The 12,306-nt window shown below is 65.1% G+C and carries 13 protein-coding genes; 4 read left to right on the top strand and 9 right to left on the bottom strand.

Annotated features, from left to right (window positions below; all coding sequences use genetic code 11):
* Positions 1–214: 214 nt before the first annotated feature.
* Positions 215–412: a transposase gene (locus COA17_RS17670; protein WP_281253341.1), complete on the bottom strand. Its 198-nt coding sequence runs from the start codon at positions 410–412 to the stop codon at positions 215–217.
* 212 nt (positions 413–624) lie between these two features.
* On the opposite strand from COA17_RS17670, the gene COA17_RS17665 reads away from it, so the two are divergent.
* Both COA17_RS17665 and COA17_RS17660 read left to right on the top strand, forming a co-directional pair.
* Positions 625–2,436 (top strand): PAS domain-containing protein, encoded by a 1,812-nt coding sequence (locus COA17_RS17665; protein ID WP_096614147.1) that lies wholly within the window; start codon positions 625–627, stop codon positions 2,434–2,436.
* The gene (locus COA17_RS17660; protein ID WP_096614145.1) at positions 2,436–2,813 is read left to right on the top strand and encodes a response regulator; all 378 of its coding nucleotides are present in this window, start codon (positions 2,436–2,438) and stop codon (positions 2,811–2,813) included. The genes COA17_RS17665 and COA17_RS17660 overlap by 1 nt, the downstream gene beginning before the upstream one ends.
* A 46-nt stretch (positions 2,814–2,859) precedes the next feature.
* On the opposite strand, the gene COA17_RS17655 is transcribed toward COA17_RS17660, so the two are convergent.
* Positions 2,860–3,558 (bottom strand): phosphoribosylanthranilate isomerase, encoded by a 699-nt coding sequence (locus tag COA17_RS17655; protein ID WP_245857932.1) that lies wholly within the window; start codon positions 3,556–3,558, stop codon positions 2,860–2,862.
* Between the two features lie 80 nt (positions 3,559–3,638).
* On the bottom strand, positions 3,639–5,201 hold the full coding sequence (locus COA17_RS17650) for a DUF4403 family protein (RefSeq protein WP_245857931.1): 1,563 nt from the start codon (positions 5,199–5,201) through the stop codon (positions 3,639–3,641).
* Here COA17_RS17650 and COA17_RS20105 point away from each other — a divergent pair.
* Together COA17_RS20105 and COA17_RS17645 are read left to right on the top strand one after the other, a co-directional pair.
* Positions 5,191–5,322, top strand: a complete 132-nt coding sequence (locus COA17_RS20105) for a hypothetical protein (protein WP_255266731.1) — start codon at positions 5,191–5,193, stop codon at positions 5,320–5,322. The genes COA17_RS17650 and COA17_RS20105 overlap by 11 nt on opposite strands.
* 21 nt (positions 5,323–5,343) lie before the next feature.
* On the top strand, positions 5,344–5,913 hold the full coding sequence (locus COA17_RS17645; protein ID WP_066707305.1) for a DUF4142 domain-containing protein: 570 nt from the start codon (positions 5,344–5,346) through the stop codon (positions 5,911–5,913).
* A 67-nt stretch (positions 5,914–5,980) separates the two neighbouring features.
* On the opposite strand, the gene COA17_RS17640 is transcribed toward COA17_RS17645, so the two are convergent.
* From COA17_RS17640 to COA17_RS17615, 6 genes are all read right to left on the bottom strand, one after another.
* Positions 5,981–6,412, bottom strand: coding sequence for a MarR family winged helix-turn-helix transcriptional regulator (locus COA17_RS17640; RefSeq protein WP_096614143.1), 432 nt, complete (start codon positions 6,410–6,412; stop codon positions 5,981–5,983).
* Between the two features lie 100 nt (positions 6,413–6,512).
* Complete coding sequence (locus COA17_RS17635) at positions 6,513–7,940, bottom strand: efflux transporter outer membrane subunit (protein WP_083956699.1); 1,428 nt, start codon at positions 7,938–7,940, stop codon at positions 6,513–6,515.
* Positions 7,940–9,466: a DHA2 family efflux MFS transporter permease subunit gene (locus tag COA17_RS17630; RefSeq protein ID WP_066707300.1), complete on the bottom strand. Its 1,527-nt coding sequence runs from the start codon at positions 9,464–9,466 to the stop codon at positions 7,940–7,942. The genes COA17_RS17635 and COA17_RS17630 overlap by 1 nt, the downstream gene beginning before the upstream one ends.
* Entirely contained in the window at positions 9,466–10,704 is a 1,239-nt protein-coding gene (locus COA17_RS17625; RefSeq protein ID WP_066707297.1) for an HlyD family secretion protein, read from the bottom strand. Before COA17_RS17625 ends, COA17_RS17630 begins: the two co-directional genes overlap by 1 nt.
* A gap of 321 nt (positions 10,705–11,025) precedes the next feature.
* Positions 11,026–11,832, bottom strand: a complete 807-nt coding sequence (locus tag COA17_RS17620) for an NUDIX hydrolase (RefSeq protein WP_096614151.1) — start codon at positions 11,830–11,832, stop codon at positions 11,026–11,028.
* A gap of 23 nt (positions 11,833–11,855) precedes the next feature.
* The gene (locus COA17_RS17615; RefSeq protein ID WP_066707291.1) at positions 11,856–12,305 is read right to left on the bottom strand and encodes a PaaI family thioesterase; all 450 of its coding nucleotides are present in this window, start codon (positions 12,303–12,305) and stop codon (positions 11,856–11,858) included.
* Position 12,306 lies beyond the last annotated feature (1 nt).

Genomic DNA, 12,306 nt, shown 5'->3' with positions numbered 1-12,306 from the left:
CCGCCTCCGGTGCCCGGATCGCCTTGCGCACCACCTTGCGCGACAGGTGCAGGTCCCGCGCTATCGCCTTGATGGCCTTCCCCGACGCGTGCTCGCGCCGGATCCTCAACACCGTCTCCAATACCAGCATCCCGCTCTCGCCGCCTGACACACCGCCAAGCGAACAGCCTAGACCACCGGGATGAGGGGTCCCTTTTCGACGCCGATCACCCCGCTACCGGGGTCCTTTTTCCACGCCGATCCACAGCCCATAGTCCTTCGGTGCATCACACCAGCGTAGCCCGTTGCGATTGACGAAAATGATGCCGCTGAGCACCCGCCGATCATCGACCCGAGGCTTGCCATGGCTCTTGGGAAAGAACGGTTGCAGACGCGCCATCTGCTCATCCGTCAGCCAGTACAGGTCGCTCATCCACTCTCTCCTCACGGAGCCTGAATCAGATCGCGCCTCCCACATCAATGGGTCCTGACCCTAGGCGACCGTCTGCCAAGTAGGTGCAAACCGATCGGCAGGCGACCGCAACCCTGGTCGTGAAGCGAGATGGCGAGAGGCAGGCGCGGAGGTAGTGACAGGGGAATGACCGCAAGCATCATTACCGCCGACGTTGGCGGCAGGTCTCCAGCATGAGCCGCAAGCTGGAAAGCCTAACTTCGGCTTCAGCAATCGACGGTGATCTTACGTTCAGGGACTTGGCAGATAACCTGCCGACCTTGTGCTGGGTTGCGAATGCCGATGGTCACATCACCTGGTATAACAGGCGTTGGCACGACTATTGCGGCACGACAGCCGAGCAGATGGAGGGCTGGGGTTGGCAAGCGGTTCATGACCCCGACGTCCTGCCTGCCGTCATGGAGCGCTGGACCGGCTCGATTGCCACGGGCGAACCGTTCGAGATGGTGTTCCCGCTGCGCGGTGCCGATGGCGTCTTTCGGCCGTTTCTCTCGCGGATCGTCCCGCAGCGCGACGAGGCAGGTGTACTGCGGCGCTGGGTGGGGAACAACGTCGATATCAGCGCGCAGGTGGCAGTCGAGGACGAACTTCGCCGGTCACGCGAGGAGCTTGAACGGGTGAACCGCGCGATCGCAGAGCGCGAGGCTTTCCTGTCGAGCGTGCTGTCCAGCTCGACGGACTGCATCAAGGTCCTCGATCTTGCGGGCAATCTGACCTTTATGAATGATGGGGGGCAGCAGCTGATGGAGATCGGCGACTTCGCCGACGTGGCGGGCCGTCCATGGACCGACGTCTGGCATGGCGCCGGCAGGGAAAGCGCGAAGCGCGCCGTCGAAGCCGCGCGGCGGGGAGATGCCACCACCTTCATGGGCATGGCCGAAACGCGCCGGGGCAACCTGAAATGGTGGCACGTCGCCGTCAGCCCGATCACGGGACCGGACGGCAAGCCTGAGCGGATCCTTTGCGTATCCCGCGACATCACCGAACTGCGCGCCAGCGGGGAGGAGCGGGATCGCTTCGTGCGACTGGCGGAGAACAGCACCGATTTCATCGGAATGGCCGCGCGGGACGGCCGCGTGTTCTACCTGAACGGCGCGGCGAGAAGGCTGGTCGGCCTGGACGACCGGGCAACGTCCGATCTGGTTATCGGCGACTTTTTCTCGCCTGAACAGGCCGAGCAGATTTCCCGCGAGGTGCTGCCAGCGGTCGACCGGGTGGGCCAGTGGGCCGGTGAGGTGGAGCTTCGCCACTTCGGGACAGGTGAGGCGATCCCTGTCCTGTATTCGGTGTTCAGAATTACCGACGCGAACGGCATGCACGTCGCCTATGGAACGGTCACGCGCGACTTCCGCGAACGTCGGCGCGCCGAAGACGACATGCGGCTGCTCAATGGCGAGCTGGCTCACCGCCTCAAGAACGTCCTTGCGGTTGTGCAATCGGTGGCGAGCCAGACGCTGCGCAGCGCGTCCGATACCGAAGCCGCGAGCCGCGACCTTTCCGCCCGCCTCGTGGCGCTCGGCGCTGCAACCGACCTGCTGACACGGAGGTCATGGCGCTCGGCCGACCTGGGCGAGCTGGCGGTCCGGGCGCTGACCCCTCATGGCGCCATCGGCACGCGCATCCTCATCGACGGGCCGCGCATCGCCATCAAGCCCCAGGTCACGCTCGCCTTTGCGCTCACGCTTCATGAACTCGCAACCAATGCCGCGAAATATGGGGCTCTATCCAATGAAACGGGGACTGTGTCACTTCGGTGGGGGATTGCGGATCAGGGAGGTGAGGCGCTTCTGGATGTTCACTGGCGTGAGCACGGCGGGCCACCCGTGCAGGCTCCGCAGCGTAAGGGTTTCGGTTCGGTTCTCATCGAGCGATCGTTGAGCGCGTACACCAGCGGCAAGACGGAAACTGCCTTCGACGCCGAAGGGTTCGCGTTCACCCTCCATGCACGCCTTGAAGACGTCTCGATCAATGATGGAAACATTTAGTGGGCCAGCGTAAGCCGATTGCGAACAAGACGATCCTGATCGTGGAAGACGAAGCCATCCTCAGGTTCGATCTGGTCGACTTCTTCGAACATGCAGGTTGGAGAGTGTTCGAGGCCACGAATGCCGAGAGCGCCATCGAATTGCTCGATCGTCACAGGGAGATCGGCGCTGTTCTGACGGACGTCAACATGCCTGGGTCGATGGACGGCCTTGCGCTCGCTCATCACGTGCGCAGGCGCTATCCGCCGACCGTCCTATTCGTGGTGTCGGGCAACGTGCCCCTGGACAGCGAGGATCTGCCGGTCCGAACCGCGTTCATGCCCAAGCCGTTCGATCCGCATCGCCTGCTTCGCGAACTGGAGGCGGCAAGTCTGTGACGGGGGGCTAACCTCAACTGCACAGGACGCCGGCGGAGGAAGGCGTTCACGCCGGTGCCAGTGCCGTCACATCGCCCGCGCCATTTCCCCGTCGATCTGCTGGACCGCGGTGACGAAGGCGAACAGCTTCTGCGGGTCGAGCTGACCACCCGTCCGGACGCCGGAGCACAGGTCGACACCATAAGGGGCGAACCTGCCTGATCGCTTCCGCCACGTTAGCGGCGGTCAGGCCCCCGGCAAGAAACACCGGCTTCTCGGTCGCACGGACGAAAGCGGCGCTGACCGCCCAGTCATGCGCGCGGCCGGTTCCGCCCAGCTCAGCGACCGGGGCGTTGGGCCTGCCCGAGTCGAGCAGGAAGGCATGAACGCAAGGCTCATAGGCCGGGATCAGCTGTAGCGCGTCGGGCCCTTCGACGTGGATGACCTGGATCCGGCGGACGTGCGGCTCCAGCGCCGCCAGCTTGCCCGACTCCGCGGGATCGATGTGCGACACGATCTGGACCGCCGCCGGAGCGGTCGCGCGGACATGGGCGGAGATGGCGTCGGCGGTTATCTCGGATGTCAGCAGCAAGGTGGCCACCGGCGGTGGCACGAGCGCCGTCACCTCTGCGATCGCCCTGTCGGAGATCCGACCGGGACCAGAGGGCATGCGTGCCACCAGCCCCAGCGCATCCGCCCCCGCGGCGATCGCGATCCGCGCTTCATCCGGCGAGGCGATGCAGCAAATCTTTATACGAGTTCTCATGGGATGGAGACATGCCGCCAGGCCAATGCGTGGGCAATGCGCCGGTCCGTGCCGGTTGCCGTCGTGAGGTCGGGCGTCCTCTATCGTGGAGCAAGGCGGATCGTGGCCGTGCCGCGCCCCCATACGGGGAGGTACACGCCTTGCCCCGCCGCCTTCAGCTGGCCCGTGCGCACGTCCGTGATGTGGGCGCGCACGATCAGGTCGCCAATCCGCTTCTCGTCGATCGCACGGGTGATCTTGGCGAGCAGCTCGTCGAAATCCTTTTCGAAGTTCTGCGTCAGCGCGGCGGACACGGTGCTGGAGATGCCGGGGGCGTTCACGAGCTTCAGGAGCAGGCTTGTTCGGACCGAGTCGGTCACACCTGCGACGGTGAGATCGTCAAACGCGACACGGCGATCATTGACGGCGTTGCGCGGCGTGGCGGTAAGCCAGATCGTGCCCCGCGAAGGCTCCCCGCCTTCGGCTGCCGCACTGAAGCGGAGCCCGACCGCGATCTTGCCGCCCGTCGTACCGTAGATGGTCACCTGGTGAAACTGCGCGCGCACCGCACCGACACCGGGCACCTCGAAGGGGCGGCGGGAACGCTTCACCAATGCCTTTGCGAGCACCGGCTCCAGCTGACGATAGTCGGCGATGACGGGTATGGCGAACAGGATGCGGCCGGGTCCAGGCTGCATGCGCGTCATGTCGGGGAGCGGCTGGCGCTGCGGATCAGGAGGCCGATCGCCGACAAAGGTCTCCGTCCCCGCCGTCAGCCCCAGCCGCAGGTTCACCCGATTGCGCGAAATAGTGTAGCCTCCGTAGCTCAACTGTCGGGGAGTGATCCGCATCCACACCGGCGGGTTCGCCCGGTTCAACTGGACGGAGGTGAACGCCGCGCCCCACACCTGCGCGATCTGCTTGCGCAGCTGCAATCTGCCGAGCTCCTGCGGCAGAGCGTCCTCCAGGCGCGCGACGACGCCGGCGAGCTTGGCGTCGGCCTTGCTGGTGAACTCGATGCGCTGGCCCAGGAAGTCGACGTGCGGCTCGTCGGTCCAGTCGTAGGCGATCGATACCGTTGCGCGCGGCGACCAGTCGCCGGCGATGTCGAGCCTGGCTACTGCCCGAACGCGGGCGTCCGCCTCGGCTGTTTCCCGGCTGAGCACGCCTCCCACGTCCCGGGCGCTGATCGCGGCGTGAAGCGGCATGGTGACGGTGATCGTTTTGCCCGAGCCCTCCAGCACCAACGGCCCTCGGACGACGGTGCCCGTGATGCGGCACCGGATCGCGGGCGTCTTAATTCTCGCAAAGAGGATCTTGACCTTCTTCGGCGGGACGCAGGTCTGCTCCGGCTTGTCGATTGACCAAAGGCGACGCGGAACCGCCTTTTCGAGAGTTGCCGCCAGCTTGCCCAGGTCCGCGACGATCGGCACGTCGATGGTGGAGGTCTGCGGCGGTACGCTGATCGTGTCCTTCGCTCGCGGAGGCGCCTCGCGAGGAGTTCGGTCGCAGCCAGTGAGGATGGCAACGCAGAGCAGAGCGAACACGATCGAGGCGCGGGAGACGCCGCTTTTGCGCAAGGAAAACCTCGCAATTCGGTCTGCCGCTTCAGATTTCGACCTAACCGGCATTGGAACGGCTTCAAGAGCCGCCATGTTCATCATCGCCGCGTACCTCCAGACGTCCGAGCGGCCACCTCTCCAGCAGGGCGCCGAGGTGCGTCGCAAGAAAGGGAACCGTTCCGTTTCCTTATCGTTCGACCCGTTGATTTCGGTCAATGCCTGACAACACCGACGGAGAACCTCGATGAAGATTGCGATTGTCGCTGCGCTGCTCACCCTGGCGCCGGTACCAGTGCTAGCGCAGGCCGTTTCGCCCGCCACTTCGGGAACAATGACCAGCGCTGACATCGGCGTCTCGCCGATCGCGAGCCAGAGCGGGCCCAATTACGTGCTCGCTGCGGCCGATGCGAACCTTTACCAGATCAAGGCCGCGCAGCTTGCCGCGACGCGCGCGCAGAGAGACGACGTCAAGGCCTATGCAAAGCGCGTGCTGGCGGAAACGCAGAGCAGCCACAAGGCGCTGCTGGCGGCGCTGAAGAATGATCAGCGCACGATCAAGGCGCCGTCCTCGAGCCTGTCCGCTGACCGCGCTGCCCTCCTCAAGCTGCTCCAGAAGGCGCCCAAGAGCGCCTTTGACAATCTGTATCTGACGCAGTCCGCGCAGGTTCAGCAGGCCGCGTGGGCCGTGCACAAGGGTTACGCGCAGGACGGGACCGACCCGGCGCTGCAGCAGGTCGCCGGCACCGCGGTCCCGGTGCTGGAAAACGAGCTCACCACCGGCAAGTCGCTTACTCCCTCCGGGCTTGCAGGATAGGTGATACCCACCGGGCCAGATCGATCAAGCCCCCCTTTCGACCTGGTCCGGTACCTGTTAATGGCGATTATTGACGGGAGTGCAGCCTGCGGAACTGCTCCCGTGCTTCACCGCGCATGAGATGCTGCATTACGATCCAGTAGCCCGTGACGGCTGTCTCTCCTGCCGCCTGATACGCGTTCGCCATGTTGCGCCTGAGTTCCTCGAACAGCGCGTGCTCCAGCGCACGTCCCTCGTCGGTGAGCGACAGCAGCTTCTGCCGTCGATCGCGCTCCCCGACACGTCCGCAGACGAGCCCGCGGTCGATCAGATCCCGCATTACCCTGCCGAGCGATTGCTTGGTGACGCAGAGAACGTCCAGTAGTTCGCTGACTGAGATTTCCGGGTACCTGCCGAGGAAGTACAGGGCGCGGTGATGCGCCCGTCCGAGGGTACGCGTTGCCAGCTCGGCGTCGGCATGCGCCAGATGGGATCTGTGGGCAAAGAACATCAGATCCATTCCTCCCCTGATCGCGTCATCACGCAGATACTGGGCAGGAGGCGGCAGAAGCGGAGCCGTCACGCGGTCGGTGCCTTCCCCTCGCATCGCTGCAAGACTGTCACTGCTGGCTCCATCCAAGTCCCATCGCCTTTTGGAGGGCGATAAAGGCACGATCAAGTTCGCCGGTCGCTTCCAGCACTGACTGGTCGGCAGCCAGCGCCGCGCGTTCGGCATCGATGGACGTGGTCAGCGGTATCGCTCCCTGTGCATATCGCTGCCCGGCATAGGTCGCTGACTGTCTGGCACCGTTACGGCTCGCGACAGACGAAAACAGGTTACGGCGCTGATTGCCGAAGCGGGTCAGGCTGGTTTCAGCATCAGACAGCGCGCCGAGAACCGCCTTGCGGTATTGTGCTTCCGCCTCGTCTCGGTCAGCCCGCGCCTGCTCGACCCGGGCACGATTACGGCCGAAGTCGAGAAAGCTCCAGCTGATCCGCGGCAGGAGCAGGCCCGCGACGCTGTCAGGATCAACCACATCGGCGATATTGGGACCACCGAGCCCGATGATCCCCATAATGCTGACCGATGGGAACTGCCGGGCGACGTTGACCCCGATCTGCGCGTTCGATGCCGCCAGCTGCCGCTCGGCTGCGCGAATGTCAGGCCGGCGTCGCAGCATCGCGGCCGGGTCGCCGATCGCGACAGTCCCTGGGATCATCGGAATCGGGGCGGGGGCAGACAGCAAGGCATCGTGTGCTCCGGGCTCGTCGCCGGTGAGCATGGCAAGCTGGTCGAGCGTGGTCGCGATCTGTCCCTCGAGCGGCAACAGCCCGGCCTCCGTGCGGGTCAGCTCGGTCTTCAGCCGAACCACTTCGTCGCGCGACGATGCACCGCGTTGTTCGCGCTGTTGAAGCAGGGCGAGTGATCGCTGTTGAAGCTGCGCGGAGCGGCGAGCCAGGATCAGGCGCTGCTGAAGTTCGCGCAGGGTCACATAGTTCTGGGCAACCTCCGCCGACAGACGAACCTGCGCATCAGCTTTATTGGCTTCGGCCGCCTGAGCCTGGGCCTGGGCACCTTCGGCAGCGCGGCGTCGCGCGCCGAACAGATCGATCTCCCACGATGCGTCCAGGCCGGCATTATAGAACTCGGCCCTGATACGATCGGATTGCTCGCCTTGCGTCGGCAGCGCGAGCGAGCCTGCGGGGAGATCGGCGACGATCGCAGTGCCTGACGCCGAGACGGTGGGAAGCTGGTTCGCGCGCTGTTCGCGCAAGCTGGCGCGCGCCTTGCGGATGCGCGCCTCGGCGATCGCCACGTCCGGATTGGAGGCAAGCGCGCGGTCGACCAGGGTCGTGAGCTGCGGGTCGCCCATGCCTTCCCACCAGCGTGCGATAGGGAGCTGCGGTGACGTGACTGCCTGATCTGCGCGGCGAAATGTCGATCCGGAGCGCTCCCCACTCGCGACGCCCGGCGGCCCTCCATAGTTGGGTCCGACGACGCATCCGGTCAGGAGGGCGGGCAGAATGGCCCAGCTGAGTCGCTTCATCAGTGCATCGCCATCTGCGTGTCGGAGGAGATCGGGCGGAGGAACAGTGCCAGCGGCGTCGTGACCGCGATCGCGACGCCGAGCGCGAAGAACAGGTCATTATAGGCCATGACGGTGGACTGCTCCAGGAGTTGACCCGCAAGCTGCCGATAGGCGCCTGCTTCGCCGGACGGCATGGCCGTAGCCTTCGCGAACCATTCCTGCGTGGTCGCTGCATTGGCCGACACCGTTTCGCCCAGCCGATTGAAGTGGAGAAAGGTCTGTCGGTCCTGGAGGGTCGCCATCATGGCAAGGCCGATCGATCCGCCTAGATTGCGCCCCGCATTGAACAGCGCGGACGCATCACCAGCATCCTCGGGCGCTACAGCGCTGATCGCTGCCTGGTTGAGGAACATCATGGCGAAGATCTGCCCGAAGCCCCGGACGAGCTGTGAACCCGTCAGGTCGCCCCCAGCCGACTGCGCGGTGAGGTGCCAATCCATGGCGCAACTGACGCCGATCAGCGTCATGCCGACGAAAACCGCCAGGCGAACATCGAGATATTTGAACGCTAGCGGCAGGAACGGCATCAGCATCAGGGCGGGGATACCGGAGACGAAGACCACCTTGCCCGATTGCAGCGCGCTATAATCCGCCATCGATGAGAGGAACTGGGGGATGAGAAAGGTCACGCCGTAGAGCACGACGCCGATGATGAGGCTGAGGACGAAGACGCTACCGAAGGAGCGGCTGAAGATCAGCGACAACTTGAGCACGGGATGCGCGGAGCGGACCTGTCCGATCGTGATGAGCGCGAAGCCGAAGACCGTGGCGATCGCGAGTTTCACGATCATGGCGGACTCGAACCACATTTCGCGCTGCCCCTCCTCAAGCATGACGGTGAGCGCACCCAGGCCGATCGCGAGTCCCGCGATCCCGAACCAGTCGGCATGGCGTAGCTGGTCGAGCCGCAGATGCTCGTGCTTGAGCCCGAACAGCAGGAGCAGGACAAGCCCTGCACAGACCGGCACGTTCAGGAAGAAGGCGTAATGCCAGCTGTAATTGTCGGTGAGCCAGCCGCCGATGATCGGACCGAGCACCGGACCCAGGATCGCTGTGCCGCCGAACGCGGCGGTGCCGATCGGCTGCTGCGACGGCGGCAGCCGTGTCGCGATGATGGTCATGGCGGTCGGGATCAGCGCACCGCCGGTGAAGCCTTGGCCCACGCGGCCAGCGATCATCATGGGCAGCGTCGTCGAGATCCCGCACACGATGGAAAAGCCGGTGAAGCTGACCGCTGCACCCAGAAGGAAGTTGCGCAGGCCGAACAGGCGCACGAGAAAGGGGCTGAGCGGTATCATGACGATCTCCGCCACGAGATAGGAGGTCGCGACCCAGGTGCCCTCGGTGCCGCTCGCGCCGATCTCGCCCTGAATGGTGGGCAAGGCCGCATTGACGATCGAGATGTCGAGCAGCGCCATGAACGACCCGATCGTGCCCGCCGCAACGGCGAGCCAGTCGCGAAGGCCGGCGCGTTCGGACGCCATCAGCGCGAGCCCTGCGTCTCGTCGCGCTTCAGCCGCTGGGTCTCCTGCTCGATCCGGTCACGACTTCCCTTTGCGCTGATCGTGTCGACCGTGACTTCGACCGACAGGCCGGGACGCAGCACCCGGCGCGCCTCCGGCCCCGCTTCAATGCTGATCCGCACGGGCACTCGCTGAACGATCTTGGTAAAGTTCCCGGTCGCATTCTCGGGCGGGATGAGCGAGAACTGCGCGCCCGTGCCTGGCGAGAAGCTCGCAACCCGGCCGCGCAGTTCGGCGCCGTCCAGTGCATCCACCTTGATGGTCACGGGTTGCCCGACGCGCATCAGTGCGACCTGGGTCTCCTTGAAATTGGCTTCGATGTAGAGTTGATCGACTGGCACCACCGACATCAGCCGGGTCGCCGGCTGGACATATTGCCCGGCCCGGACCGCCTTGTCGGCGACAACGCCGTCGATGCTGCTGCGGATCTCGACCGCACCGAGGTCCGTCGAGGCGCGCGCAAGCTGCGCCTGCGCGGTGCCACGCTGCGCCTCCGCCTGGCCGATGCGAGCCGCTTGCGTCGCGACACTGCGACGCGCGGCGAGGTAGGCGGCTCGCTGCGCGCGCAGCTCTGCGGCGGTTCGATCACGCTGAAGGACAAGGTTTGCCAGACGCTCACGCGATTCCGCTCCTGTCCGAGTAAGGGGTTCGTAGCGTCTTACCTCGTTCTCTGCCGCTGCCGCGGCGGCCTCGGCGCTCGCAACCTGGGCGGCGGCCTGAGCGACAGTGGCCTGTTGTTCGTCAAGCGTCCGGCGCGCAGTCGTAATGTTGGCGCCGGCGGCGGCGATCTGAGCTTGCGCCTGTTCGACATTGGCGCGGTAGTCACGAGGATCGAGGACGGCGAGCAGCTGGCCGCGGCCGACAGGCTGGTTGTCGGCGACGAGCACTCGCTCGACATAGCCGCCCACCTTCGGTGAAACGGTCACGAAGTCCGCGCGCACATAGGCGTTGTTGGTCGACTGCAGGTATTGGCCGCTCGCACGGTAGTTCAGGTACCAGACGACCGCCGCGACGATGCCCGCAACGAGCGCGGCGTTGAGGACGTAGCGGATGATCGGAAAGCGCTCGAGAAGCGAGGGCTTCTTTTCGCCATTCTGCTCCTCGGAACTGTCCTCCGACCTGGCTTCTGGCTGGGGATTCGCGTCCGGGTGGTCATGCGTCGCATATTTCTTGTGGTTCTCGGCCTGATCAGCAGCCACACTGAGGTCCCATCATATGTAAACCGATCCGTGGCATAGTCGTAGCGGGAGGGTAATGCCACACACATTTCGATCTGACACGTGAGCCGGTTCCGGAAGCTGATCTCACGCCGGCCCAACCCACGTTAAATGTCTCATGCCGCGAACCAGGATTTGACGATCGGCACGTGTCAATCCTGACTTTGATCAGGCTGGGAGCCGATCGGCGCTGCGAAACGTCGGCTCAGCTACTTCGAGGCTTAGAACCACAACCTCCAAAAAAGGCCCCTCCGTTTCACCAGAGCGGCAGGGGGGAGTCTGCGATCGCCGAAACCTGAATAATCAGGCCTTGAGCTCGGTCAAACTCTGGAAGACTTCACCATAGCCAGCGTCGGGAGGGATGGTCAGAACGCGCTCTCCGTCGCGTGTCTCGACCTGCGGGAGCACGGTGACCAACGGACGTGCATCCGCTCGGGCGAGGCAGCCCGCCGCGCTATCGGCCTCGGCCAGCAGCTTCACGTTCATCAAGGTGGGGAAGATCACTGTTCGGGCACCGCTTCGGGCGAGGTCCAGAACCGACTCTGGCGCGATCCACTCGGCGTCGACCGTTTCATGTCCGTCGCAGATTGCGACTTGGTCGGCAGGAGCGTGGGCGGCGTAGAACCAGGTGTCGAACCGCTTCGGCATCATCTCCGGAGTGATCCAGCGGGCGAACACGGTCAGAGCGGTCAGCGAGAGCTTAACCCCCAACCCGGCGACGACATCGAGAAAGGCGAGTTCCCCGGAATCGACATTCCGGCGTGCCTCGGCGTCGCAGACGCTGGAGAAGCCGCGGCCGTCGGGGTAGGTGCCCAGTAGGATCCCCGCTTCCTCGAACGCCTCGCGGATGGCGCCTATGCGCAGCGCGCGCTGTGTCGCGTCGATCTCGTCCCACCCGGTCACGTGATCGCGCCAGCGCGGATCGTCGTCACCGGGGTGCATCTTGCCACCCGGGAACACCAGCGCCCCCGACGCGAAATCGATCTGGTGGTGTCGTCGCACCATGAGCACCTGATATTCGGGCACATCCCGCAGCAGCAGGATGGTGCCGGCCGGTCGCGGCTCGGCCGGAGTGCGTCTGGCGTCTGCCGTCGAAGTTTCGCCGCTCATGATCTCTCCTATTCTCTGCACGGTCACGCCGCGATGCCGCCGTCCCGCATAAGGTACGAACCGCGACCGCTGGCGAGCAGCACGTCGTCGGGCGAGCGCACCTCGCTGTCCGCGACCGACAGCGTCCGTCCTATCTTCACGACGCGCGCGCGGACGTGAAGCGGGCCGCCGCTTGCCGGGCGGTGATAATCGACGTGGAGCGACGCGGTGGCGCTGACCGCGCGCGTCCTCGTCAGCAGGACGTACATGCCGGCAAGATCGATCAGGCTGGCGAGCACGCCGCCATGCACGGACGGGATCCGCGGATTTGATACGATCTCGTCGCGCCAGGGCATGCTGAGGTGAAGGACCCCGTCAGCGACGTCCTCGACGCGAAGCCCCAGCCAAGCATGGAACGGCGCAATCGAAAGCGCGCCTTGCAATGCGGCTCCCGCCAGGCCGTCCGGGTTTGCCGAGGGAGTTTCGCCGACCATC

Source organism: Sphingomonas ginsenosidimutans, assembly GCF_002374835.1.
GTDB lineage: Bacteria > Pseudomonadota > Alphaproteobacteria > Sphingomonadales > Sphingomonadaceae > Sphingomonas > Sphingomonas ginsenosidimutans.
Note: the sequence above shows the minus strand (reverse complement) of the source record. Positions and strands in the feature narration are given on the sequence as shown.

Bases quoted from the DNA above. Each gene is read 5' to 3' on its own strand.
- COA17_RS17645 (WP_066707305.1), top strand. From the start codon at position 5,344: ATGAAGATTGCGATTGTCGCTGCGCTGCTCACCCTGGCGCCGGTACCA.
- COA17_RS17640 (WP_096614143.1), bottom strand. From the start codon at position 6,412: ATGGATCTGATGTTCTTTGCCCACAGATCCCATCTGGCGCATGCCGAC.
- COA17_RS17620 (WP_096614151.1), bottom strand. From the start codon at position 11,832: ATGAGCGGCGAAACTTCGACGGCAGACGCCAGACGCACTCCGGCCGAG.
- COA17_RS17670 (WP_281253341.1), bottom strand. From the start codon at position 412: ATGAGCGACCTGTACTGGCTGACGGATGAGCAGATGGCGCGTCTGCAA.
- COA17_RS17630 (WP_066707300.1), bottom strand. From the start codon at position 9,466: ATGGCGTCCGAACGCGCCGGCCTTCGCGACTGGCTCGCCGTTGCGGCG.
- COA17_RS17650 (WP_245857931.1), bottom strand. From the start codon at position 5,201: ATGATGAACATGGCGGCTCTTGAAGCCGTTCCAATGCCGGTTAGGTCG.
- COA17_RS20105 (WP_255266731.1), top strand. From the start codon at position 5,191: ATGTTCATCATCGCCGCGTACCTCCAGACGTCCGAGCGGCCACCTCTC.
- COA17_RS17655 (WP_245857932.1), bottom strand. From the start codon at position 3,558: ATGAGAACTCGTATAAAGATTTGCTGCATCGCCTCGCCGGATGAAGCG.
- COA17_RS17665 (WP_096614147.1), top strand. From the start codon at position 625: ATGAGCCGCAAGCTGGAAAGCCTAACTTCGGCTTCAGCAATCGACGGT.
- COA17_RS17635 (WP_083956699.1), bottom strand. From the start codon at position 7,940: ATGAAGCGACTCAGCTGGGCCATTCTGCCCGCCCTCCTGACCGGATGC.
- COA17_RS17615 (WP_066707291.1), bottom strand. From the start codon at position 12,305: ATGGTCGGCGAAACTCCCTCGGCAAACCCGGACGGCCTGGCGGGAGCC.